At 71.0% G+C, this 21,369-nt stretch carries 20 protein-coding genes; 9 read left to right on the forward strand and 11 right to left on the reverse strand.

Annotated elements, in window-relative coordinates; genetic code table 11:
* Nucleotides 1-52 precede the first annotated feature (52 nt).
* Together ABH935_RS09775 and ABH935_RS09780 are read right to left on the reverse strand one after the other, a co-directional pair.
* Nucleotides 53-679: a GNAT family N-acetyltransferase gene (locus ABH935_RS09775; RefSeq protein ID WP_370377488.1), complete on the reverse strand. Its 627-nt coding sequence runs from the start codon at nucleotides 677-679 to the stop codon at nucleotides 53-55.
* Between the two features lie 84 nt (nucleotides 680-763).
* A complete protein-coding gene (locus ABH935_RS09780; RefSeq protein WP_370377489.1) occupies nucleotides 764-1,309 on the reverse strand; it encodes a carbonic anhydrase in 546 nt (181 codons plus the stop codon).
* Between the two features lie 120 nt (nucleotides 1,310-1,429).
* Between ABH935_RS09780 and ABH935_RS09785 the strand changes: the two genes are divergently transcribed.
* Nucleotides 1,430-1,993, forward strand: a complete 564-nt coding sequence (locus ABH935_RS09785) for a TetR/AcrR family transcriptional regulator (protein WP_370377490.1) — start codon at nucleotides 1,430-1,432, stop codon at nucleotides 1,991-1,993.
* A 66-nt stretch (nucleotides 1,994-2,059) separates the two neighbouring features.
* Here the strand turns inward: ABH935_RS09785 and ABH935_RS09790 are convergent, their stop codons facing one another.
* Together ABH935_RS09790 and ABH935_RS09795 are read right to left on the reverse strand one after the other, a co-directional pair.
* Nucleotides 2,060-2,824: a hypothetical protein gene (locus tag ABH935_RS09790; RefSeq protein ID WP_370377491.1), complete on the reverse strand. Its 765-nt coding sequence runs from the start codon at nucleotides 2,822-2,824 to the stop codon at nucleotides 2,060-2,062.
* Between the two features lie 134 nt (nucleotides 2,825-2,958).
* A complete protein-coding gene (locus ABH935_RS09795) occupies nucleotides 2,959-3,216 on the reverse strand; it encodes a type B 50S ribosomal protein L31 (RefSeq protein WP_370377492.1) in 258 nt (85 codons plus the stop codon).
* A gap of 135 nt (nucleotides 3,217-3,351) precedes the next feature.
* Here ABH935_RS09795 and ABH935_RS09800 point away from each other — a divergent pair, with 135 nt between their 5' ends.
* The 3 genes from ABH935_RS09800 to rpsR all read left to right on the forward strand — a co-directional run bounded on the left by ABH935_RS09800 (nucleotide 3,352) and on the right by rpsR (nucleotide 4,939).
* Nucleotides 3,352-3,567, forward strand: a complete 216-nt coding sequence (locus ABH935_RS09800) for a 30S ribosomal protein S14 (protein ID WP_370377493.1) — start codon at nucleotides 3,352-3,354, stop codon at nucleotides 3,565-3,567.
* 261 nt (nucleotides 3,568-3,828) lie between these two features.
* Entirely contained in the window at nucleotides 3,829-4,659 is an 831-nt protein-coding gene (locus ABH935_RS09805) for a GTP-binding protein (RefSeq protein ID WP_370377494.1), read from the forward strand.
* Between the two features lie 22 nt (nucleotides 4,660-4,681).
* Nucleotides 4,682-4,939 carry a 30S ribosomal protein S18 gene (rpsR, locus tag ABH935_RS09810; protein WP_370377495.1) on the forward strand — a complete coding sequence of 86 codons (258 nt, stop codon included), beginning with the start codon at nucleotides 4,682-4,684 and terminating at the stop codon, nucleotides 4,937-4,939.
* Between the two features lie 35 nt (nucleotides 4,940-4,974).
* Here the strand turns inward: rpsR and ABH935_RS09815 are convergent, their stop codons facing one another.
* Nucleotides 4,975-6,066, reverse strand: a complete 1,092-nt coding sequence (locus tag ABH935_RS09815; protein WP_370377496.1) for an aldose epimerase family protein — start codon at nucleotides 6,064-6,066, stop codon at nucleotides 4,975-4,977.
* A 125-nt stretch (nucleotides 6,067-6,191) separates the two neighbouring features.
* Between ABH935_RS09815 and ABH935_RS09820 the strand changes: the two genes are divergently transcribed.
* Entirely contained in the window at nucleotides 6,192-7,247 is a 1,056-nt protein-coding gene (locus tag ABH935_RS09820; protein ID WP_370377497.1) for a LacI family DNA-binding transcriptional regulator, read from the forward strand.
* A 131-nt stretch (nucleotides 7,248-7,378) separates the two neighbouring features.
* Here ABH935_RS09820 and ABH935_RS09825 read toward each other — a convergent pair whose 3' ends face one another.
* From ABH935_RS09825 to ABH935_RS09840, 4 genes are all read right to left on the reverse strand, one after another.
* A complete protein-coding gene (locus ABH935_RS09825; RefSeq protein WP_370377498.1) occupies nucleotides 7,379-8,404 on the reverse strand; it encodes an ABC transporter permease in 1,026 nt (341 codons plus the stop codon).
* The gene (locus ABH935_RS09830; RefSeq protein ID WP_370377499.1) at nucleotides 8,401-9,372 is read right to left on the reverse strand and encodes an ABC transporter permease; all 972 of its coding nucleotides are present in this window, start codon (nucleotides 9,370-9,372) and stop codon (nucleotides 8,401-8,403) included. Before ABH935_RS09830 ends, ABH935_RS09825 begins: the two co-directional genes overlap by 4 nt.
* On the reverse strand, nucleotides 9,369-11,333 hold the full coding sequence (locus tag ABH935_RS09835) for a sugar ABC transporter ATP-binding protein (protein ID WP_370377500.1): 1,965 nt from the start codon (nucleotides 11,331-11,333) through the stop codon (nucleotides 9,369-9,371). The genes ABH935_RS09830 and ABH935_RS09835 overlap by 4 nt, the downstream gene beginning before the upstream one ends.
* A gap of 147 nt (nucleotides 11,334-11,480) precedes the next feature.
* Nucleotides 11,481-12,593, reverse strand: a complete 1,113-nt coding sequence (locus tag ABH935_RS09840) for an ABC transporter substrate-binding protein (protein WP_370377501.1) — start codon at nucleotides 12,591-12,593, stop codon at nucleotides 11,481-11,483.
* Between the two features lie 296 nt (nucleotides 12,594-12,889).
* On the opposite strand from ABH935_RS09840, the gene ABH935_RS09845 reads away from it, so the two are divergent.
* Complete coding sequence (locus tag ABH935_RS09845; RefSeq protein ID WP_370377502.1) at nucleotides 12,890-15,784, forward strand: RICIN domain-containing protein; 2,895 nt, start codon at nucleotides 12,890-12,892, stop codon at nucleotides 15,782-15,784.
* Between the two features lie 96 nt (nucleotides 15,785-15,880).
* Here the strand turns inward: ABH935_RS09845 and ABH935_RS09850 are convergent, their stop codons facing one another.
* Nucleotides 15,881-16,582 (reverse strand): O-methyltransferase, encoded by a 702-nt coding sequence (locus ABH935_RS09850; protein ID WP_370377503.1) that lies wholly within the window; start codon nucleotides 16,580-16,582, stop codon nucleotides 15,881-15,883.
* A 113-nt stretch (nucleotides 16,583-16,695) separates the two neighbouring features.
* Between ABH935_RS09850 and ABH935_RS09855 the strand changes: the two genes are divergently transcribed.
* Nucleotides 16,696-17,295 carry a TetR/AcrR family transcriptional regulator C-terminal ligand-binding domain-containing protein gene (locus ABH935_RS09855; RefSeq protein ID WP_370377504.1) on the forward strand — a complete coding sequence of 200 codons (600 nt, stop codon included), beginning with the start codon at nucleotides 16,696-16,698 and terminating at the stop codon, nucleotides 17,293-17,295.
* Between the two features lie 18 nt (nucleotides 17,296-17,313).
* Here the strand turns inward: ABH935_RS09855 and ABH935_RS09860 are convergent, their stop codons facing one another.
* Nucleotides 17,314-19,002: an MFS transporter gene (locus tag ABH935_RS09860; RefSeq protein ID WP_370377505.1), complete on the reverse strand. Its 1,689-nt coding sequence runs from the start codon at nucleotides 19,000-19,002 to the stop codon at nucleotides 17,314-17,316.
* Between the two features lie 132 nt (nucleotides 19,003-19,134).
* On the opposite strand from ABH935_RS09860, the gene ABH935_RS09865 reads away from it, so the two are divergent.
* Entirely contained in the window at nucleotides 19,135-19,704 is a 570-nt protein-coding gene (locus ABH935_RS09865) for a MarR family winged helix-turn-helix transcriptional regulator (protein ID WP_370377506.1), read from the forward strand.
* Between the two features lie 413 nt (nucleotides 19,705-20,117).
* The gene (locus ABH935_RS09870; protein ID WP_370377617.1) at nucleotides 20,118-21,368 is read left to right on the forward strand and encodes an MFS transporter; all 1,251 of its coding nucleotides are present in this window, start codon (nucleotides 20,118-20,120) and stop codon (nucleotides 21,366-21,368) included.
* Nucleotide 21,369 lies beyond the last annotated feature (1 nt).

Below are 21,369 nucleotides of genomic sequence, written 5' to 3' on the forward strand. Positions count from 1 at the left end.
CGGACGCAAAGATGGGAACGACATCGGTTTCCATGTCACCGCAGATGACGGCCTACCGCTTGTAGACGAAACCCGCCAAAGGCGCGTGCACCTTCCAGCCGAGCGACTCGTACAACGCCCGGCCCTCGATCGTCGCGCCCAGCACGCTCGTGGAGGCGCCCAGCTCGTAGGCCTTGTTGGCCAACGCGTTCATCACGACCGAGCCCAGCCCGCGGCGCCGGTGGTCGGGTTCGGTCGAGATCTGGTCCACGGTGCCGTGGTCCCCGACGTAGCCGTACTGCCCGCGCGCCGCGAGCGCTCCGTCGGATGTCAGGATCCGCACATAGGTGGTACCGTCCCTCGACTCGGAGGTGAGCCGGTAGCCGTCCGGGACCGCGACGGCCGCCGGCGCCACGTCCACCGCCATCAGCCAGCCCGGCTCGTCCTCGGCCCAGCCGGCCGGCAGCCACGGCGCCAGCTCGGAGGGCTCCACATGGCTCTTGAGCCACGTCAGCGGCTCATCGATGGAGGCGACCAGTTCGCGCACGCCCTGCTCCTGGGGGTCGAGCAACAGGTGGCGGCGCAGCTGGTTCTCGGCACCGACCTCGATCCGCAGCCCCCACCGCGTCGGGACCGGTGCTTCGGTACCGCGGGAGACGCTCCAGCCCTCGGCCCAGCGGTGCATCAGATCGGCGGTCATGCGGCCCTCCCGGTAATGAGTCCTTTTAAGGATTGAACCTTACCGAGAAGGACCGACAGAGTCACTGGTTCCTGACCGGTCAGCTCACTCCGGCGCCACCACGGTGGTGATCACGCCGGTCTTGAGGTCGTAGGCGTAGCCGCCGATCCTGAGCTTGTCGATGCTCGGCGCCAGCACCGGCGCGCGCCGCAGCGCCTCGACGTCGTGCCGTACGGTCGCGGCCGGGTCGAGCACCGCCATCGCGGCGGCGGCCTGCTCGTCGTACCCGCCGCGCTCGGCGAAGGTGCGCCGCAGCTCCGGGTCGGCGAGCAGGGCGGAGCCGCAGTCGGTGTGGTGCAGGATCGCGACCTCGAACCAGTCGGCGTCCGGGGTCTTGTTCTCGTGCAGGTGGCAGACCCAGGCCAGGTCGTTGATCGCCGACTCGGTGACGCGGCCGCCGATGTTGCGGGCCACGATCGCCTCCCCCAGTTCCACGCCGGCGATCGCCGCCGGCTCGACGCGCGGGTCGACACAGGTCAGCAGGTAGACCTGCCGGAAGGGGATGAACGGGATCTCCGGGATCCGCAGCTTGCCGTCGGTGGCGGCGAAGGCCTGGTTGCGGTCGAGGTAGGTGCTGAAACGGGACGACATGGAGTCGGGTCCTCTCGATGGCTGCTCGCACAGAAGGAACGTTCGTTCTCCCTCTGCTCCGACTCTAGGAGGCCGCGCCGCGCGAAGTCAACAGAACGTTCCTTCCACTATCATCGAGATATGCCGAACACCGGGCAGAGCCCCAGAGACCGCCTGCTGGAGACCGCGCGGAGGCTCTTCTACACCGAGGGCATCCACACCGTGCCGGTCGACCGGCTCGTGACCGAGGCCAACGTGACCAGGGCGACCTTCTACCGGCACTTCCCGGCCAAGGAGAACCTGGTCGAGGCCTATCTGCGGGCCACCGACGACGAGTTGCGCGCGGCGGTCGCCGAGGCGCTGGACAAGGGGACCCCGCAGGAGAGCGCCGCCGCGCTGCTGGAGCTGATCGGCCAGGTCACGTGCTCAGCGGGCTTCCGCGGCTGCCACTTCATCAACGCCTCGGCCGAGTACCCGGACCCCGAGGACCCGATCCGGGTGGCGGTCGCCGAGCACCGCGCCTGGTTCCAGGACACGGTGACACGCCTCGCCGAGCGGGCCGGCCATCCGGATCCGGAGTACGCCGGACGCGTGCTGGTGCTGCTGCACGACGGCGCGTTGTCAGCCGCCGAACTCGACGATCCGCAGCAGGTGCGGGACACGGTGATCCGTGCCGGGCGCGACCTGCTGCGTCTCGACGGCTGAGGGGCTGAAGGGCTGTACGGCGATACGGCGCGTTGCGAGGCTGATCGCCGCGACGGTGGCTGCCGACTATTGCAGGTCGCAGTGCCCGTATTCGGCATCAGTGGACACGTCGTGACAGGTGAAGTTGGCGACCGGTCCGGAGGTCTGCGGGGTGGTGAGCGCCACGCCCCATGAGGCCGTCGTGCCTCCGCAGCCGACGTGCAGGGAGAACGACATCGTCGAGGGCAGCGTGTACCAGTAGCGCGACGTCGATCCGTTGCCGATGCCCTGCCACGGCGAGTAGCCGGAGCCTTGAGCCGCCTGCACCCAGACCCCCTCGACCGACTGCCCGGAGACGCAGGAGACCGTCCCACTGATCTGGTACGTCGTCGGAGCCTTCGACGTCGGAGGCGGGGGCGGCGCCGAGGTCTTCGGCGGCGCGGCGACCTTGGTCGCCGTGGAGGGAGGCGGCGCCACGACCGAAGTCGACTGCACCGGATTGCCGACCGGGCCGGTCGGCGGCGGTGCCGCGACGGACGACGACGGTGGTGTGGCCGGCGACGACGGCTTGGAAGTCGGCGATCCCGGCAGCAGGCTGGCCCGCGCGGACCACGTGAACGACGGCTGCTGCGAGTACCCGCCCCCGGAATCGGTCGCGTACGGCGACGAACTCTCGGTGGCCGCCGCCACGCCGACCGCGGGCTTGTGTGGGGACGACCCCCCGGCCACCGCTACCACCGACACCACGGCCACCGCCACGGCGACGACTGCTCCCGCGGCGATCGCGATCGTGCGCTTGCGCCTTGCGTTGAGCGGATCCGCCGGCAGCGGGATCGTCCGCTTCTCCTCCATGGCATCCCTTCACCCGAGCCCGCCGCAGCGGGAGACAAACCAGGATCGTTATACGCGACCCCGACTTCGGGTGCTCCGATTCCTCAACGGAATTCTAAGGAGTTCGGGATGCCTCGCATGGAGAGAGGGTCACCTCACTCGCCGGAGGTGGGGCGCTGGTAGCGCCGGTTGAAGCGCTCGACGCGTCCGGCGGTGTCCACGACACGGCTGTTGCCGGTGTAGAAGGGGTGGCTGGCCGAGGAGACCTCGACGTCGATGACCGGGTAGGTCTTGCCGTCCTCCCACTCCACGGTGTGCGCGCTGGTGGCGGTGGACCGGGTGAGGAAGGCGTAGTTCGCGGCCTGGTCGCGGAACACGACGGCGTGGTATTCGGGGTGGATTCCGGGCTTCATGATGTTCCTCCTGCGCTCTTCGCGGGGTTGACAGTGCGATGAACGATCGGGCCCGCGGTGTTCAACGCGATCCGCGCCGGGTTATTCCGCGAGCTTATTGGCAACCGTTTTCATTTTCATCTAGGCTACCGCTTGATGGCCAAGTCCTCGAAGATCGCCAAGAACGACCAGCGGCGCGAGGTGGTGGCCCGGTACGCAGGGAGCCGCGCCGAGCTCAAGATGCTGATCGCGTCCCCGCACACTTCGGACGAGGCGCGCGGCTACGTCGGCGCGTTCGGGCTGTCGCGCATCAACCTGCGCACGCATGCCCACGCCGGACACCTGCCCGGCGTCCGCAAGTCCAGCTGGTAGCCGGCAACTGGTACCTGATCCACCCAGAGCGGAAAGAGGAACCACCGTGTCCGTCGCGAGTCTGCTGCCCGTGGTGGTCGTGACCGGCCTGCACCGGGAGCAACGGCGCAGGGCACGAGCTGTCCCGCTACCCGCAGTCCGTCGTGCTGTACCAAGGCATGTCCTCGGGCTGCCCGTGCTGCGCGCTGCGGGAGGACCTGCTGCCGCATCTGGTCCGGCTGTCGGTGGCCGGTCGGCCCCGACGGCACCGGCGCGAGCCACATGGACGAGTACGTGAAGGTGGTCGGCGTGGTCGCGGCCGTCGATCCGCTGCGCGTCCTCGCCGATCTGCAGCGCGACGACGCGCTGGCCGACCACGGCCTGCACACCAACCCCGCGGACGACGGCACCGTCGCCGAGACGCTGGCGCACCAGATCGAGTACGCGAACGTGCTGGCCGTCGGCTACGACCCTCACCGGGGCACGGACTCCGACGAGCGCGAGCTGCGCACCGGCCTGGCCATGATGCGCCGGCTGAACCCGACCGCCCGCGCGCTGACGCTGGAGACCCGGCAGCTGATCCCTGCGGCGCTGGCCGGGTTCGACGTCGAGGAGGCGGCGCAGCGTGTCGATCCGGCGCTGGCGCTGCTGCCCGCGCAAGGTGAGGACGACGGTGTCCACACCCTGTTGTGGCGGCGGCGCCGTCCACTGCATCCGGGGCGGCTGTACGAGGCGCTGGAGCAGCTGGTGCCGGTCGCCGAGCGCAGCCGCGGCAGGTTCTGGCTGGCCAACCGGCCCGGCGTGCTGCTGGCGTGGGACGCGGCCGGCGCGAGCCTGAGCGTCGGCGACTGCGGACCGTGGCTGGCCGCGCTGTCGGACGAGGAGTGGGAGGAGTTCCCGCCGGAGCGCCGGGCCGCGGCCGCGCTGGAGTGGGATCCGCGCTACGGCGACCGCATGCAGCTGCTCTCCTTCACCTCACCCGGGCTCGACGTCGAGGCGCTCACCGAGATCCTCGACGGCTGCCTGCTCACCGCCGACGAGGTCGCGGCCGGCGAATCCGCGTGGCGACTGCTGCCCGACGCTTTCGAGGAACTCCTCAACCCCGTTGCTTGAACCTTTGGAAGGAAGAACCCTGATGCCACGCCTCTCCCCCGCCGGCAAGCCGCGCAAGAAGAAGCGCCTCGACAAGGCGCTGATCGCCCGACTGGAGCACATCGACTACAAGGACACCGACCTGCTGCGGATGTTCATCTCCGACCGCGGCAAGATCCGCAGCCGCCGCGTGACCGGACTGACGGTACGGCAGCAGCACGCGATGGCTCGTGCCGTGAAGAACGCGCGGGAGATGGCGCTGCTGCCGTATGCGTCGAGCTCGTTCAAGGGCGGCCGATGATCCACGCCGCCTGATTCAGCTCTCGTCGCGGCGTATCAGCGCGTCGCGCTCAAGCCCTGAACGCCGAACTCCAGGACCGTCGTCGAGGTGAAGACCCGGCCCGGCAGCAGCAGGGTCGAGGGGTAGTCGGGGCGGTGAGGTGAGTCGGGGAAGTGCTGGGTCTCCAGCACGATGCCGCCGTAGCGCTGGTAGGGGCGCCCGCCGGGGCCGGTGAGGGTGCCGTCGAGTTCGGAGGACAGGTAGAGCTGGAGGCCCGGCTCGGTGGTCGCGATGCGCATCGTCCGGCCGCCAGCCGGGTCGTGGAGGGTGACGACCGGGCGCGGGACGGCGGTGCGGCCGCCGCGCAGGACGAAGCAGTGGTCGTAGCCGCCGACGAGGGTGAGCTGCGGGTGCGGGTCGGACAGGCGCGCGCCGACCGGGGTCGGGGTGCGGAAGTCGAAGGGGGTGCCGGCCACCGGGGCGGCGCCGTCGAGGGGGATCAGGGCGGCGTCGACCGGGAGGAAGCCGTCGGCGGCGACGGTGAGCTCGTGGTCCAAGACCGTGCCCACGCCTTCGCCGGCCAGGTTGAAGCGGGCGTGGTTGGACAGGTTCAGGACCGTGGGGGCGGTCGTCTCGGCGCGGTAGTCCAGGGTGAGGCGGCCGGCGGCGAGGGTGTAGCGGAGACTCACGGTGACTTCGCCGGGGAAGCCTTCCTCGCCGTCGGGGCTGACGCGCGTCAGGGTCACTGAGGTGCCGTTCGGAACGTCGGTCACGCCGTCCGGGGCGCTCCACAGGCGGGAGCCGAATCCGGGGGTGCCGCCGTGCAGGGTGTTGGGGCGCGGGCCGTCGTTGAGCGGCAGGCGGATCTCGCGGCCGTTCAGGGAGAAAGTTCCGCCGGCGATCCTGTTCGCGTAACGTCCGACGACGCAACCGAAGTAGGCGCTGCGTTCGATGTAATCGGCCAGGTTGTCGAAACCCAGCACCACATCGGCCATCCGGCCGTCCCGGTCCGGGACACTGATTTCCTGCAAGGTCGCGCCATAGGCGAGGATCGTGGCGCGGGCGCCGGAGGAGTCGGTCAGCCGCCAGTCGTCGACCGGTGTGCCGTCGGGCAGAGTGCCGAATGGTCGGAGGGCTGGAGATCGCAAGGGGCTGCTCCTCGGCGCGGTTCACGGTGAATCAGAAGCTTGTGAAGATTGTCAGGAAATGAGCTATTCTAACGTTGGAACACTGACATCAGATCACATCAGGCGGACGGAGCGTTGAGGCGACCATGGATGGGGCGATAGGCGGGGCGGCGGACGGCACGAACGGCGCCGGCTCCGCACCGCGGCTGAAGGACGTCGCCGAGGCCGCCGGCGTGTCGGTGAAGACGGTGTCCAACGTGGTCAACGGCACGGTGCACGTCGCCGCCGACACCCGGGCCAAGGTCCAGGCCGCGATCGACGCCCTGGGCTACCACCCCAACATGGCGGCCCGCCGGCTGCGCACCGGCCGCAGCGGCGTGATCGCCCTGGCGTTCCCCGAACTGCCGTCCCCGTACTTCGCGGAACTGGCCGTCGAGGTGATCGCCGCGGCCCGCCGCCACGGCTGCACGGTCCTGATGGACGACACCGCCGGCGACCCCCGCGCCGAACTGCGCATCGCCAGCGGCCTGGGCGACCCGATGATCGACGGCGTGATCCTCAGCCCCCTGGGCCTGGACCAGCACGAACTCGCGGCGCGCGAACGCCAGATCCCCCTGGTCCTGCTCGGCGAGGCGGACCTGGGGCTGGTCTGCGACCACGTGCACATCGACAACGTCGCCGCCGCCCGCGAGGCGGTGGACCACCTGATCGCCGCCGGCCGCCGCCGCATCGCCGCGATCGGCTGGCAGGACCCGAGCCCCCGCGCCACCGCACAGCAGCGCATGGCCGGCTACCGCCAGGCGCTGGCCGCGGCGGGACTGCCGGCCGAACCCGCGCTGTGCCCGCCGGTCCGCGCCTACTTCCGCCCCGACGGCGCGGCCGCGATGCGGCGCCTGCTGAAGCTCCCGGAGCGGCCGGACGCAGTGTTCTGCTTCAACGACCTGATGGCCCTCGGGGCACTGCGCGCGATCCACGAGGCGGGCCTGCGGGTGCCGCAGGACATCGCCCTGGTCGGCTTCGACGACGTGGAGGAGGCGGAGTACGCGATCCCGTCGCTGACGACGGTGGCGCCGGACAAGACCGGCATCGCCGAGGCGGCCGTGGACGCGCTGCTGCTGCGGATCGCGGAGGGGTACGCGGAGCCGGGGCGGCTGATTCAACCGGGGCACCGGTTGGTGGTGCGGGAGAGCAGCGGGGAGTGAGGGGCGCCGGGCGGGTTGCCGGCTCAGGCTTATGCCATGCGGGCTTATGCCATGCGGGCCGGCACTCGTCGCCGGGCACGCTCCACCCGGCGGGCCCCCGAGACAGCCGGCAGCCCCCTCCCCCGCCTCCGTCATCGCCGGCGCGAGCGCTCAAGCAGCGCCTGCGCCAGTACCACGACGGCCAGGAACGCGCCGTTGACCGCGTCCGTCATCGCCGAGCCGTACTGGGACAGGTACCGGTCGATCAGGTGGTGGATCACCGCCAGCAGCAGGACGCCGCAGACCGTGCCGCCGATCGTGCCGTAGCCGCCGGTCAGCAGGGTCCCGCCGATCACCACCGCGGCGATCGCCGTGAGTTCGTAGCCGACGCCGATCGTGGTCACGCCGGAGCCCAGGCGCGCGCCGGCCAGGGCGCCCGCCGCGCCGGCGAGGGTGCCGGACAGCAGGTAGACCAGGACTTTCGCGCGGGCCACCGGCAGGCCGAGCAGGACCGCGGAGTCCTGGTTGCCGCCGATCGCGGTCAGCGTGGCGCCGTAGCCGGTGCGCTCCATGAGGATCCAGCCGAGCGCGAACAGCACCGCCACGATGCCCACCGGCACCCACGTGCCGGCGCCGAGGTGCCGGAACCAGGAGTGCGCCGGGACCAGGTACGTCGTCGAACCCTGATTCGTCAGCGCCTGCAGCAGCCCGCGCGCGCCGAGCAGCCCGGCCAGCGTGACGATGAACGGCGCCATCCCGCCGTACGCCACCAGCAGCCCCTGCACCGCGCCCCAGGCCGCGCACACCACCAGCGGCAGCAGGATCGCCAGCCACGGTCCACTCGACGAGGCCCGCGCCGCCAGCACCCCGCCGAGCGCGTACAGCGACCCCACCGACAGGTCGATGCCGCCGGTCGTGATGACGAACGTCATCCCCAGCGCCAGCAGCCACACGAAGGCGTTGTTGCCCAGGATGGTGCTCACGTCCGACCACGACGCGTCCGACGGCGAGGCCGCCGTCGCCGCCGCGCACACCGCCACCAGCACCACCAGCGGCCCGCGCCGCTCCGCGCGCCGGATCCAGCGCTCGCGCGGCGTCTCCAGCAGCCCGTCACGGCCCGCGCGCCGGGGCGGCGGGGCCGGCAGCGGCGCCGCGGTCTCCGGTGTCCGCACGCTCATCGCGTCCCCCGTTCCCTGGACACGTAGACGGCCAGGCAGATCAGCACGGCCTCGACGATCTGCGTGGTGGACGTCGGCGCGTTGTGCTGGATCAGCACCGCCGAGGCCAGCTGCATGAACATCGCCCCGGCCACCGTGCCGAGCACCCGCACCCGGCCGCCGGACAGCGGCGTGCCGCCGACCACCACCGCGGTGATCGCGTTCAGTTCCATGTTCAACCCCTGATTCGCCGGATCGGCCTCGGCCCCGTGCCCGACGATCAGCACGCCGGCCAGCGCGGCCAGCACCCCGGACAGCACGTACACGGTCACCAGCACGCGCCGCACCGGCAGCCCGGCCAGTAGGCTGGCGCGCTTGTTGTCGCCGATCGCGACCAGCTGGCGGCCGAAGGTCGTGCGCCGCACGGTGTACGCCACGGCCCCGGTGGCGGCCAGCGCGATCCACGCCATCAGCGGCACCCCGGCCAGGTTGTGCTCGCCGAGGTCGAGGATGGTGGCGTCGGCCACCGGCTTGGCGGCGGCGCCGTTCATCAGCTCGGCGACCCCGCGTAGCCCGATCATCAGCGACAGCGTGGCCACGATCGGCTGCACCCCGGCGAAGGCCACCATCGCGCCGCCGACCAGACCCGCCGCCGCCCCGAGCAGCAGGGCCAGCGCGATCGCCGGCACCGGACCGTAGCCGATGTAGAGCGGGATGACCGAGGCGGACAGCGCGATCGTCGCGCCGACCGACAGGTCCACGCCCTCGGTGCCGATCACCAGCGCCATGCCGAGCGCGACGAGCACGATCGGCGCGGCCTGGAACAGCTGCACGCGCCAGTTGGACACGGACATGAAGTCACTGTTGAGCGCGGTGGCGACGGCTATCAGGACGGCCAGCGCGGCGTAGACGCCGTAGCGCTGCGCCAGGTCCAGGATCCGTTCGCGCGTGCCGGCGCCGTCGGCCGGCTCGATCACGGCGGCGGTCACGGGGCTCCCTCCTCGTCGGACTGCTCAGTGCCAGAGGACTCCCCGGCCAGGGCGCGCATCAGGTTCGGCGCCGTGACCTCCTCGCCGTCCAGCCGTGCCGCGACCGATCCGGTGTGCAGGACGACGACCCGGTCGGACCCCTCGATCAGCTCGTCGAGTTCGGAGGAGATCAGCAGCACGCCGACCCCCTCGGCCGCCAGCTGGTCGATGATCGTCTGCACCTCGGCCTTGGCCCCGACGTCGATGCCGCGGGTCGGCTCATCGAGGAGCAGCACGCGCGGGTTCAGGCACATCCAACGGGCCAGCAGCACCTTCTGCTGGTTGCCGCCGGACAGGTCCTGCACCTTCTGCTCGGGGCTGGAGGCCTTGATCCGCAGGCGCTTCATGAAGAACTCGACGATCCGGTCCTGCCGCCCGGTGGAGACGATCCCGGCGCGCGACAGGCGCGGAAGCGCGGCCAGCACGATGTTCTCCCGCACGGACAGGCCCGGGATGACCCCCTCGGCCTTGCGGTCCTCAGCGAGCATCGCGATCCCGGCCCGCACGGCGGCCTGCGGACTGCGGCGCCGGATCAGCTTGCCGTCGACGGAGACCGCGCCGGCAGCCGGATGCGCGCCGATCACCGCCTGCGCGGTCTCGCTGCGGCCCGCTCCGAGCAGACCGCCCAACCCCACCACCTCACCGGCAGCGACATCCAGGCTGACATCACGCAGCCGGTGCCGGTCGGTCAGGCCGCTGATGCTGAGCGCCGGATGGCTGGGAGCGCCCGCACTCGCACCATCGCGAGCCGCACCCTCCCAACCCGCAGCACCCGCACTCATACCATCGCCAGCACCGGGCCCCGAGCTCGGAACGCCCGCACTCACACCACCACCGGCGCCGGGCCCTGAGCTCGCAGCACCCGCACCATCGCGCGCCGCACCCTCCAAGCCCGCAGCCTCGGCTGCCGCGGCCGCGGCAGCGCGCGCCCCGAACTCCATGCCGGCATCGACCACGGCGCCGGGGTGCAGAGCCGCAGCCGGCGCGCTCGAGTCCGAGCCACCGGCGAGCGCCGCGCCGGAACCCGGACCCGAGCCACCGGGGCCGCCCGCCTGACGGTTCCGATCGCCGCGAACCCGGTCCCGGCCGCGCCCCCACCCCGAACGGCGCCCCCGCCCCCGCCGCGCCGCCGGCAGCAGGTCACCCAGCGCCGCGTCATCGGCCGCCGGCCGCCGCAGCGCCTTGTCCGGCGCGAACGCCGTGACCCGGCCGTCGTGCGCGGCCAGCAGCGCGCGGCCCAGCATGAGCGCGACCAGCTCCGTGCGCGGCAGGCCGGCCATCGGGCCGCTGTGCACCGTGCGGCCGTCGCGCAGCACCGTGACCCGGTCGCAGATCTCGTACAGCTCGTCCAGCCGGTGGCTGACGAACACCACCGCCGTCCCCTGGTCCCGCAGTGTCCTGATCGCCCCGAACAGGGTCTGGACCTCGCGCGGCTCCAGGCTGGAGGTGGGCTCGTCCATGATCACCACCCGGGCGTCGGTGCGCACCGCCCGGGCCAGCGCCACCATCTGGCGGGCGCCCAGGCCCAGCGTGTGCACCGGCGCGGTGACGTCCACCCCGACCCCGTAGCGCAGCAGGATCTCCGCGGCCATCCGGTTCATCGCGCGCAGGTCGACCAGCCCCCGGCGGCGCGGCTCGCGGCCCAGGAACAGGTTCCGGGCCACCGACATCATCGGCACCAGGTTCACTTCCTGGTAGATCGTCGAGATCCCGGCGGCCTGCGCCTCCTGCGGCGTGCGGAAGGTGCGCTCCTGCCCGTGCAGCGCGATGGCGCCGTCGTCCGGGCGGTAGACGCCGGTGAGCAGCTTGATCAGCGTGGACTTGCCCGCGCCGTTCTCCCCCATCAGGGCGTGCACCTCGCCGGGGCGCACCAGCAGGTCCGCACCGCGCAGCGCGTGCACGCCGCCGAAACTCTTGGCCACCTCGCGTGCCTGCAACGCGGCAGGAGCGCCCGTGGGCGCTCCTGCCTCCGGCGGCCCGGAGGGGTCTGGTTCATCCGGCCTCGACGGCACGGTTCCTCCCTCAGTCAACCCAGGAATCTCAGATGTCACAGACCCCCGGCCGCCAGCTCAGTAGACCTGCCCGCCGGCGAGAGCCTGCTGGGCGTTGGCCTGGGTGAAGTGGCTGTCCTTGATGATCACCTTGCTGGACACCCCGGTGGTGCCGTAGAAGGCCTGCAGGGACTGGAACGCCAGCGGGCCGAACCGCGGGTTGGTCTCCACGTCGGCGTAGATCGAGCCGGAGACGACGTCCTGCACGGCCTGCTGGGTGCCGTCGATCGAGACGATCTTGATGTCCTTGCCCGGGACCTTGCCGGCGGCGATGATCGCCTGGATCGCGCCGAGGGCCATCTCGTCGTTCTCCGCGTAGACGGCGTTGATGCCCGGGTTGGCCTGGAGCATCTGGGCCATCACCGACTGGCCGTCGGTCTGGTCGAACTTGCCGGTCTGCGAGGCCACCACGGTCAGGCCCGGGTACTTGGCCTTGAGCTGGTCCTGGAACCCGCTGGTCCGGTCGGAGCTGACGTTGTTGCCCGGGGTGCCGGACAGGATCGCGACCTTGGCCTGGTTGTTGGTCGCGGCCGCGAGGTCGTCGGCGGCGATCTGGGCCTGGCCGTAGAAGTTCGAACCGATGAAGGCGATGTAGTCGCCGCACGCGGTGCCGGTGACCGTCCGGTCGATGGTGAGCACCGGGATCTTCTTGGCCTTGGCCTCGGCCAGCGCCGGGCCCAGCCCGTCGGAGTTCTCCGGCGCCACGATCAGCACCTTCGCGCCCTGCGCGATCATGTCCTCGATCTGCGAGTTCTGCGCGTTCACGTCGGCGTTGGCGTTGCGCTGGATCAGCTTGATCCCCAGCGACTTGGCCTGGTTGGTGATCGAGTCGGTCTCGGTGGAGCGGAACGGGTTGCTGGTGGACTCCGACTGCGAGAAGCCGACGATCGTCGAGGGATCGGTCAGGTTCAGCTGCGGCACGCCGCCGCCGTAGGTCTGGTACGTACAGCCCGGGCCGGAGGCGGACGTCGCCACCACCTGCTGGGCCGCGGTCCCGGTCGAGGTCGCGCCGGAGGCGGCGGCCTTGGGCGCCGACTTGGCGCAGGCGGCGGTGCCGGCCAGGCAGGCCGCGACGATCGTCGCCGCCGTCGCCGACCTGGTCAGAGTCCTTACACGCAAGCGGGCAGGCATGTTCACATCCTCGTCACAAGGGAATCGGGATGGTGCGTGTGCGCCACCGAGGAAGTTCATTCCAACGATGTAACGCTAGTCATGCACGTCCGGCGGATGTGTGTCAACCCTCTTGTCTCGTCGCGCAAAGCCGTACTCAGGGTTCGATGACCGACCGGAGCTGCGGTTATACCGTCGCGATCAGTACCCGATGAATCTCGCACCTCAACACAGGGTCTTGACGCACCCCGCGACCGGTGCCTGAATGAGGCTTTACATCGTTGAATCAGGGCTGCTCTACCCACCGGAGCCTCATCATGCCCGTGCCCCAAGATCCCCATGTGCCCCACGTGTCGCTGACCCGCCGTGCGTTGCTCCGCACGAGCGCGCTCACAGCCGCCGCACTCACCACCGGTCCCTCCCTGACGTCCTCGGCCTCGGCCGCCACCGCCCGCCTCGCCCCGGCCGGCGGAGGCCTGTACACGCCGAACGCCGCTCCTCTGGCACCGACGGCGCTGCTCCGCCTGCCGCCCGGCGCCGTCCGCGCTTCCGGCTGGCTGGCCGGCCAGCTCCAGCTGCAGGTGGACGGCCTGTGCGGGAAGTACCAGGACACCTCCCACTACCTGGACACCAGCACAACCGGCTGGCTCAACCCGTCCCAGAACGGCTGGGAGGAGGTGCCGTACTGGCTGCGCGGCTACGGCGACCTCGGCTATCTCACCGGCGACGGCACCGTCCAGGCGAACACGGCGACCTGGATCGACGGCATCCTGGCCACGCAGGCCTCCGACGGCTTCTTCGGCCCTACCGGCCTACGCACCAGCCAGGGCGGCTACGGGGATTTCTGGCCGTACCTGCCGCTGCTGCAAGCCATGCGCAGCCGCCAGGAGTACACCGGCGACCAGAAGATCCTGAACGCCATGACCGCGTTCTGCCGGTTCATGCACACGCAGCCGGGCTCAGTGTTCTCCGCCTTCTGGCTCTCGTTCCGCGTCGCGGACGGCTTGGATGTCCTGTTCTGGCTCTACAACCGCACCGGCGAGACCTTCCTGCTCGACCTGGCCGACACGATGCACAGCAGCAGTGCGAACTGGCTGAACAACCTGCCCACGCCCCACAACGTCAACCTGGCCCAGGGCTTCCGCGAACCGGCGGTCTACGCGCTGCGCTCCGGCCAGTCCGGCATGACACAGAACTCGTACCAGAACTACGCCTCGATCATGGGCCGCTGGGGCCAGTTCCCCGGCGGCGGCTTCGCCGGCGACGAGAACGGCCGCATCGGGTATACCGACCCCCGGCAGGGCTTCGAGACCTGCGGCATCGTGGAGCTGATGGCCAGCCACGAGCTGATGAACCGGCTCACCGGCGACCCGGTGTGGGCCGACCGCTGCGAGCAGCTGGCGTTCAACATGCTGCCCGCGGCCCTGGACCCGCAGGGCAAGGGCACGCACTACATCACGTCGATGAACAGCGTCGACATCTCCAACAGCACGCCGAGCCACGGCCAGTTCAGTAACGCCAAGCCGATGCAGGCCTACATGCCCGGCGTGGACCAGTACCGCTGCTGCCCGCACAACTACGGCCAGGGCTGGCCGTACTTCACCGAGGAGCTGTGGGCCGCCACCCCCGACAACGGACTGTGCGCGGCGATGTACGCCCCTTGTTCGGTCACCGCAAACGTATCCGGCGGCTCCTCGGTCACCATCACTGAGGACACCGGGTATCCGTTCACTGACACCGTCACGCTCACTGTGACGATGTCTAACCCGACGATGTTCCCTCTATACCTGCGGGTCCCGGGCTGGTGCTCGGCGCCGTCGATATCCGTGAACGGACGCGGCGTGAGCGCGCCGTCCGGCCCGGCCTACACCTCGATCTCCCGCACGTGGCACAACGGCGACACGGTGAGAATCCAGCTGCCGTCCACTCCCGTGGTCACGTCGTGGAGCGCGGCCGGTGGCGCGTTGTCGGTGTCGAAAGGCGCGCTGGACTACTCGCTGCAGATCGGCGAGAACTACGTCCAGTTCGCCGGGGATTCAGAGTTCCCCGAGTACGAGGTGCACGCCACGACGGCCTGGAACTACGGCCTCGCGCTGCCCGCGTCGAACCCTGCCAGTGCACTGACGTTCAACGGCACCAACGGCTCGGTTTCGGCGAACCCGTTCACCCAGCAGAGCGTCCCGGTCAGCATCACCGCCCCGGCCGCGCAGATCGCCGGATGGACCGCCGACGATCAGAACATCGCGACCGAGCTCCAGCCCGGGCCGTTCCAGGCCTCCGGGACGACCGACGTCACGCTCATCCCGATGGGCGCGGCGCGGCTGCGGATCACGGCGTTCCCGGCCGTCGCGTCCGGCGGCACCGCCTGGAACCCGGCCGGCGGCTACTTCAGGCTGCTCAACGCCAACAGCAACAAGGTCATGGGCGTGTCGAACATGTCCTGGGACGACAGCGCGCAGGTGGTCCAGTTCGACGACAGCGGCACCGCCGACCACGTCTGGCAGCTGCTCGACAACGGCGACGGCAACGTCCGCATCCGCAACGCGAACAGCGGCCTGGTGCTCGGCGTGGACGGTATGTCCACGGCCAACTCGGCGAACATCGTGCAGTTCGAGAACACGAACACCCTGGACCATGTCTGGACCCTGATCGACAACGGCGACGGCCGGATGCGCATCCGCAACGTCAACAGCAACAAGGTGGCCGGCGTGGCGAACATGTCCACGGCTGACTCGGTCAACGTGGTCCAGTACGACGACAACGGTACCGCCGACCATCTCTGGACCCTGATCCCCGACGGCCCGGTCCGCGTCATCAACAAGAACAGCGGCAAGGTGCTCGGCGTGGCGAACATGTCCACCGCCGACTCGGTGAACGTCGTGCAGTACGACGACAACGGCACCGCGGACCACCGGTGGACCTTCCTCAGCGACTCCAGCGGCTGGTGGAAGATCCAGAACCTGAACTCCGGCAAGGTCATGGGCGTGGCGAACATGTCGACCGCGGACTCCGCGCAGGTCGTGCAGTTCGACGACAACGGGACCTCGGACCACCTGTGGCGGCTGCGGCCCGGCGGCGGTCCGTGGTTCCGGATCCAGAACATGAACAGCGGACTGGTGCTCGGCGTGGACGGCATGTCCACGGCCGACTCGGCGAACGTCGTGCAGTTCGAGGACAACGGCACCGCCGACCACCTGTGGCGGTTCCTCTGACCGGCCCGGATCCGCGGATCAGGCCTTGGTGGCCAGCGGACGCCAGGCCTCAGGCCGCGGCGGGGAGTCGGTCCGCCGACGCGCTGGCCCGGTTGCTCACAGACGGCAGCTGATCTCCATGCCGTCCTCGACCGGGAACGCGACGCCCTCGTAGCCGTTGGCCGGGTCGCGGACGTAGTCCAGGTAGGGCCGGACCGAGGCCATGTCGATGTCGTCCGCGATGACCAGGGCGCCGCGGTTCAGGCGCGGTTCGAGGGCGCGGAGGACCGGGACGTAAAGGTCCTTCCAGCCGTCGAGGAGGACGAAGCCGACGCCGTCGCTGTGGCCCGCGGCTGCGTTGTCGGCGTCCAGACGCTGCGGGAGGGTCTGGAGGGCGTCGCCTTCGAGCACGGTGATGACGTCCTGCAGGCCGACCTCCGCGAACGTGGCCCGCGCGGCCTGGACCTTGGCCGCGGACATCTCGGTGGTCACCACGTGCCCGACGCCGTTGTCCCGGACCGCGGCGGCCAGGTGCAGCGTGGAGATCCCGAAGGACATGCCGAACTCGACCACTGTCCTGGGCTTCACGGCGCGCACGAGGGTGTAGAGCAGGCGCCCGGCGTCGACGGAGATCGGCATGTAGATCTCCGACCAGGCGTCCGCACGCTCTTGATGATCGGTCGGGTTGAAGCCGTCGGGGCGGCCGGCCAGGGCGCGCTGGTAGGCCGCGTCGTCCTGCTGCGCGTCGGCGAAGAGGCGCTGGAGGACTTCGGAGACGCGCGGGTCGCGCAGGGTGCTGAGGGTGCTGGTGGAGGTCATGCACTGTAGAGTAGACGCAACGTTGCGTCTTGTCTAGGGCATCGGGCCCTATCCTGTCCTTTCACGATCGGGACACGGCTCCCGATCGGGACACGGCACGGCACGTCGAGGAGGTGGCACGCTTGCCGGCACAGCACCACGGCAACCGGCACGGACGCAGCGAGGACGCCCGGCAGGCGGTGCTCCAGGCGGCCGACGACCTGCTGGTCGAGAAGGGGTTCGCGGGCGTCACGATCGAGGGCGTCGCGGCCGCCGCCGGCGTCGCCAAGCAGACGATCTACCGCTGGTGGGGCTCCAAGACGGACATCCTGCTGGACACGTTCCTGGAGGACGCCGCCCGCGACCTGGTCACCCAGGAGCACGACACCCTGGCCGAGGACCTGCGCGGGCATCTGCGGCAGCTGGCGGGCTTCCTGACCGGCGAGGACGCGGGTGCCGTCTTCAAGGCTCTGATCGGCCACGCGCAGCACGACGCCGTCTTCGCCGAGAAGCTGCGCACGCACTACCTCGACGAGCAGCGGCAGCGCGACCGCGTGCCGCTGGACCGCGCGATCGCGCGGGGCGAGCTACCGGCGGATCTGGATGTCGCCGCCGCGGTCGACCTGCTGGTCGGGCCGGTGTATCACCGGATCCTGATGACCGGCGATCCGGTCGACGACGGGTTCGTCGAGGGGCTGGTCGAGCACTTCATCAAGGGGTACGGCGTCGGCTGAGCGGGCTCGGCCGTTCCGTCACGGCCGCCGGCAGCCCGATCCGCGAGGCAGGGCGTAGTCGCTGTCGATCGTGTAGCGGCCGGGGGTGGTGACCTGCAGCTGCGTCCAGTCGCCGTCGCGGACCAGGCAGGCGCCGGCCGGGCCGTCGACGCGGAGCCAGGGGGACCACTGAATCCGGACGGTCGCGGTCACTGTTGATTGCGGGGTCTGCGGCACGTCGAGGACCACGTGCGCGGCGTCGGTGGCGACGATCGTCGCGGGCGGCGAGGCCAGGGCGACGGCGTCGGTGAACTTCAGCAGGCGCCAGGAGGAGTCCTGCCAGACCTGCTGGAGCCAGGCGGGGTGGGTGGCGATCAGGACAGCCTCGGCGCGCGCCGAATAGTCCAGCTCCTCGGCGGGCAGCGTGGGGACCGCGACGTAGCCGACGGCCCACTTCTGGAGCCAGTCGTAGTACGCGGTGCCGGTGAGAGAGCCGTCGTAGAACAGGGGGTTGCGTTGCACGTCGGCCTGGCGGTTCCAGCCGCGGGCGAGTTCGGCGACGCCGGTCAGGCCCCAGGATTCCCAGTGGTTCTGCATCGGGACGGCTTCGACGCGTGCGCCGGTGGCTTCGACGTGCAGGCTCTGGAGTTCCGCGACGAGGCCGGCGCCCTGGGCCTTGGACGACGGCATCGGGATGCCGACGATGTCGCTGCTCACGGTCCAGAAGCCGGCGATGGCGAACGCGATGACCAGAGCACCGGTGCGCAGCCACGTCAGACTCGGGCGCGGCAGCTTCGGCCAGGGCACGTCGCCGCGGGCGCAGAGCGCGGCTAGGAAGACCACGCTGCCGAAGATCAGCGCCAGGCGTTCGACGTTGCTGCCCAGCGGCGTGTCGATCAGCAGGGTCAGGCCGGCGCCGGCGGCGTAGAGCAGGGAGCCGATGCGCACCACGCGCCAGACCGGCGCGGCGTCGGGGCCGCCGGGAACGAGCAGGGCGGCCGCGACGGCGCAGCCCGCGGTAACCATGATCGTCGGGCCGCCGACCGGGTCCACGCCGCCGAAGGGGAACAACAGGCTGGTCAGCAGGACGACGGCCGGTCCCGGCACGCCGAGCGCGATGCCGGCCCGAACGCGTCCGGTGAGGAGCAGCGCCGCGGCGGCGACCTCGACGAACAGGCCGGCCAGCGGGCTGGCGCAGACGGCGAGGAAGGACAGGACGGCGGCGAGCGCGACCCGGCCCCAGCCGGGCGTGCGCTCGTTCCCGGCGGCGGCGACCGCGGCCAGGCCGAACATCAGGCCGATGGCGAAGGTGACGCGGCCGGCGGCCAGGTCGCACCAGAGCGCGAAGGTCCCCCACAGCGCCACGGGCAGCGGCCAGCGCAGGCCGGCGCGGGTGAGGATGTGGGCGAGCAGGACCGCCGAGACCACGACCGACAGGACGCCGGCGGCCCGGACCCCGACCGCGGCCATCAGGAACGGGGCGAGCAGGCTGTAGGAGGCGGGGTGGATGCCGCCGTACCAGGCCAGGTCGTAGGCCGAGCCGGGGTACTTGGCGGCGAAATCGGCCCAGGACCACTGGGCGGCCAGGTCGCCGCCGACGCCGGCCAGGTAGCGGGCCCAGATCGCGGCGAGCACGAGCGACATCAGCGCCGCGGCCCAGACCGTCGACCGGCCGCGCAGGACGCCGGCGGTCCGGGCGTCGGGCTGGGTGTCTCGTCCTCCGGGCACCGGGCCGGCCACCTTTCTCACTTCTTTCCCTCAAGATAGTGATCAATCGACTACTCGGCACGACGCCACGCGGGCGGCGCACTGCCCGAATAATTACAACAGCACTTATAGAAGTGCTGTTACGATTGCGGCATGACCGATGATCAAGCCGCCGAGTGGCCGGTCGCGCACGCCGCCGACCGACCCGGCGACCAGGCCCCCGACCAGCCCTTCGAGGACCCGACCGGCACCAGCCTGTGGCGTCCGCTCCAGCTGCTGACGGCGGGCATCGACGCCTCGATCGCCCAGGTCTACGCCGACGCCGACATCGAGGGCGTGAAGCCGACCTGGGTGATGGAACTCCTCCGCCTCCACCTCCACGGCCCGATGACCATCACCGAACTGGCCGAATCCGTCGGCCGCACCCACTCAGCCCTGAGCCAGAAGGTCGCCGCCATGCGCACCGCCGGCCTCGTCCGCACCACCCCCGGCCCCGACGCCCGCACCAAGCGCGTAACCCTGACCGCCAAATCCCGCCGCCTGGCCCCCCGCCTCGCGGCGGAGTGGCGCGCCACCGAAGCCGCCCTGGCCGAGCTGGAGTCGGAGATCCCGTACCCGATCAGCAAGGCGGTCGCCGACGTGGAACAGGCGCTGGCGCGCAAGAGCTTCCGCGACCGCATCACGGAACGCCTGAGGGAGGACCCGGCATGGCGCGGCGCATAGGGTGGCCGGGGCGCCGGCGGGGTGCGGCGCTGCAGGATTCGACGCAGCACACCGCTGACACCGCTGACACCGTTGACACCGTTGACACCGCACAGCCCACCGAATCGCACAGCGCTCGCGCCACCGCGAGCAGCAGTCAGCTGCCCGACTCGCCGCGCACCGAGCTGCGGAAGAGTTCCGGCGCCCAAAGCATCAGCCCGGTGCAGCCGCAGCAAGGCCCCGGCGCCGCTCAGAGCAGCAGCCAGCCGCCCGAACCGCCGCAGCAGAACTCTGCCACGGCCCATCGCAGCGACCGACCGCAGCCGCAGCAGACCTCCCGCGAATCCGAGTCGGGCAGCCAGCCGCCGGAGCTGGCGTGCCCTGAATCCCAGCCAAGCCCCAGCACCGGCAGCCGCACCCGCCGCCTCACCGCGATGCTCGCCGACACCGCGCCGCTGCGCGAGTCGCCCGCGTTTCGGCGCCTCTGGCTGAGCAGCCTGTGCTCCAGCTTCGGCGGGCAGATGACCACGGTCGCGGTGCTCTTCCAGATCTGGCACTCCACCAACAGCGCGGCGTGGACCGGGGCCATCGGGCTCGCGCAGGCGGTGCCGCTCATCGCGTTCGGGTTGTTCGCGGGGGCGTTGGCTGATCGGCTTGATCGGCGTCGCTACTTCATGGCGTGCACCGTGGGGCAGGGCGCGTGTTCCGCGCTGCTCGCGACGCAGGCTTTGCTCGGGACGTTCCCCGTCCTGGCCGTGTTGTTCATCGTGGCGGGGCAGTCCGTGTTCGGGGCCGGGGCGGGGCCGACCGCGCGGACGTTCCTGCCGCACCTGGTGCGTACTGAGCACATGGGGTCCGCCATCGCGCTGAACCGGATCTCGTTCCAGGGGTCGATGATGGTGGGGCCGGCGCTCGGTGGGGTCGTCGTGGGGGTGGCGGGGGTCGGGGCCTGCTATCTCATCGACACGCTGTCCTTCGGCGTCGCGCTCTACGGCGCCTTCCGGTTGCCGCGGCTGGCGATGCGGTCCGAGCAGGCGCCGCGTCCGGGGCTGCGGGGGGTGGCCGACGGCCTCAGCTACCTCGTGCACGCCGCGCCGGTCCGCGGCGCGCTGCTCACCGACCTCGCCACGACCGTCCTCACGATGCCCATCAGTCTCTTCCCGCTGCTCAACGCCGAGCGCTTCGGCAACAACCCGCGGACGCTCGGCCTGTTCCTGACGGCCATCGCCGTCGGCGGCGTCGTCGCGTCGGTCTTCTCCGGCACGTTCACGCGCCTGCCCCGCCCCGGCGCGGTCATGCTCCTCGGCTCGACGGTCTGGGCCGCCGCCCTGCTCATGCTCGGCCTGGTCGCCAACGCCTGGCTCGGCCTGGCGTGCCTGGCCGTGGCCGGCGCCGCGGACACCCTGGCGGTGGTCTCGCGCAGCACCCTCGTCCAGCTCAACACCCCCAACGAGATGCTGGGCCGGGTCGCCGCCGCCGAGCAGATCGCCGGCCAGGCCGGCCCCGAGCTCGGCAACCTGCGCGCCGGCCTCACCGCCGCCGCGACGTCCGGGCAGGTCGCCCTGGTCAGCGGCGGCATGCTCTGCCTGGCGGCGCTCGCGGTGATCGTCGTCAAGACACCGCAGCTGCGGGAGTTCACCCGGCCGGTGGCGGTCGAGACGCCACAGCCGGTCGGAGTGGCATGAC

Source organism: Catenulispora sp. GAS73 (assembly GCF_041262085.1).
Taxonomy (GTDB): Bacteria; Actinomycetota; Actinomycetes; order Streptomycetales; family Catenulisporaceae; genus Catenulispora.

Coding starts and splice junctions, on each gene's coding strand:
- ABH935_RS09790 (WP_370377491.1), bottom strand. CDS start 2,824: ATGGAGGAGAAGCGGACGATCCCGCTGCCGGCGGATCCGCTCAACGCA.
- ABH935_RS09840 (WP_370377501.1), bottom strand. CDS start 12,593: ATGCCTGCCCGCTTGCGTGTAAGGACTCTGACCAGGTCGGCGACGGCG.
- ABH935_RS09800 (WP_370377493.1), top strand. CDS start 3,352: ATGGCCAAGTCCTCGAAGATCGCCAAGAACGACCAGCGGCGCGAGGTG.
- rpsR (WP_370377495.1), top strand. CDS start 4,682: ATGCCACGCCTCTCCCCCGCCGGCAAGCCGCGCAAGAAGAAGCGCCTC.
- ABH935_RS09820 (WP_370377497.1), top strand. CDS start 6,192: ATGGATGGGGCGATAGGCGGGGCGGCGGACGGCACGAACGGCGCCGGC.
- ABH935_RS09845 (WP_370377502.1), top strand. CDS start 12,890: ATGCCCGTGCCCCAAGATCCCCATGTGCCCCACGTGTCGCTGACCCGC.
- ABH935_RS09825 (WP_370377498.1), bottom strand. CDS start 8,404: ATGAGCGTGCGGACACCGGAGACCGCGGCGCCGCTGCCGGCCCCGCCG.
- ABH935_RS09785 (WP_370377490.1), top strand. CDS start 1,430: ATGCCGAACACCGGGCAGAGCCCCAGAGACCGCCTGCTGGAGACCGCG.
- ABH935_RS09805 (WP_370377494.1), top strand. CDS start 3,829: ATGGACGAGTACGTGAAGGTGGTCGGCGTGGTCGCGGCCGTCGATCCG.
- ABH935_RS09865 (WP_370377506.1), top strand. CDS start 19,135: ATGACCGATGATCAAGCCGCCGAGTGGCCGGTCGCGCACGCCGCCGAC.
- ABH935_RS09780 (WP_370377489.1), bottom strand. CDS start 1,309: ATGTCGTCCCGTTTCAGCACCTACCTCGACCGCAACCAGGCCTTCGCC.
- ABH935_RS09795 (WP_370377492.1), bottom strand. CDS start 3,216: ATGAAGCCCGGAATCCACCCCGAATACCACGCCGTCGTGTTCCGCGAC.
- ABH935_RS09775 (WP_370377488.1), bottom strand. CDS start 679: ATGACCGCCGATCTGATGCACCGCTGGGCCGAGGGCTGGAGCGTCTCC.
- ABH935_RS09850 (WP_370377503.1), bottom strand. CDS start 16,582: ATGACCTCCACCAGCACCCTCAGCACCCTGCGCGACCCGCGCGTCTCC.
- ABH935_RS09870 (WP_370377617.1), top strand. CDS start 20,118: ATGCTCGCCGACACCGCGCCGCTGCGCGAGTCGCCCGCGTTTCGGCGC.